Source organism: Vibrio rumoiensis 1S-45 (genome assembly GCF_000286955.2).
Classification (GTDB): domain Bacteria; phylum Pseudomonadota; class Gammaproteobacteria; order Enterobacterales; family Vibrionaceae; genus Vibrio; species Vibrio rumoiensis_A.
In genome coordinates this window covers 1-1,038 of the sequence record NZ_AJYK02000108.1, presented here as the reverse complement: position 1 = coordinate 1,038, position 1,038 = coordinate 1, and the positions used below count along the sequence as shown (strand labels likewise).

2 protein-coding genes are annotated in these 1,038 nt (G+C 38.3%); both read right to left on the bottom strand.

What is annotated here, in order from left to right; all coding sequences use genetic code 11:
* Positions 1 to 89: 89 nt before the first annotated feature.
* Entirely contained in the window at positions 90 to 677 is a 588-nt protein-coding gene (locus tag A1QC_RS14665) for a Fic/DOC family protein (protein WP_017026515.1), read from the bottom strand.
* Positions 667 to 822 carry a hypothetical protein gene (locus A1QC_RS15645; protein WP_017026514.1) on the bottom strand — a complete coding sequence of 52 codons (156 nt, stop codon included), beginning with the start codon at positions 820 to 822 and terminating at the stop codon, positions 667 to 669. The genes A1QC_RS14665 and A1QC_RS15645 overlap by 11 nt, the downstream gene beginning before the upstream one ends.
* Positions 823 to 1,038 lie beyond the last annotated feature (216 nt).

Here is a 1,038-nt window from a genome sequence, read left to right as displayed (position 1 = left end):
GGCTATTAAATGTTTTTGGGGCATTTTTGAGTTTAAAAGGACTAGCTTTAACACTTGTCTGAGTGGACTTTGGGTAGATAGAATGGCTTTTAACTGATTGCCATATTAAAAATAAGCTCTAGAAATGATACGTCACCAAGATACCCTTGTTCGTTGGCTTCAATCCATTTTTCTTTTGAAATCTCAGGCCAATTAAGTTCATATCCAGCCACAAAAATCAGCTCTTCAAAGAAAAAACGTGTGGCCCTACCATTTCCTTCTCGAAAAGGATGGATGATATTAATTTCACAAAAAATATCTGCGACTAATCGAATAAATTCATTACGATCTGAGCATTCACGAAGTTGGGGGATACGTTCTAGCTGCCGTATAAGCTCTCTTTCAATAAAAGAGCAATGGCAAAAGCGCGTGTTGCCTTTGCTGATATCAACATCACGAACTTCTCCAGCCCATCCATACACATCCTGAAAAAGCACCCAGTGAAGATGCCTAAAGTGTCCTATATCGAAGTCTTCTAAAGCTGAGACAAGACTCAAATATTCGATATATCGATGTTCAGAGAATGCGACTTCAGCTTCATCCAGTTTTTCACTGTCACGGATATCAAGTAAATTTATAAGTGTATTAGAGCTAGGATAACAATAATGATCCTGAGCGACACCGTATTTATCTCGCATATTGCCTTTTTAACGCTGCCAGTGATTGAGGTTCACTTTTTACGATAAGCCCTTCGTAAGACGTGCTCACTTTAAAGTTTTTCGCTTTAGGAACAAATTGACGATTGGTCTTGGAGCTGTTCGTTTCAGCCTTGACGTGCTTCATAAGCTTACTCTACATAAGGTGTCTGATATCATCATTTTAACTCTCAACCTACTAACTATCAAACTCAATTGACCAAACAGCATTAAATTTGAATGTTTGAAGTCAAATTGAATAATGTTTTATAGGGCAAACTCGCATTAGCAGAATGTGAATAAGTCACTACTCTAAACAGCAATGGGCATAAATGAGTTACTCACCGTCACCCCGCACATGAGC

Coding starts and splice junctions, on each gene's coding strand:
- A1QC_RS14665 (WP_017026515.1), bottom strand. CDS start 677: ATGCGAGATAAATACGGTGTCGCTCAGGATCATTATTGTTATCCTAGC.
- A1QC_RS15645 (WP_017026514.1), bottom strand. CDS start 822: ATGAAGCACGTCAAGGCTGAAACGAACAGCTCCAAGACCAATCGTCAA.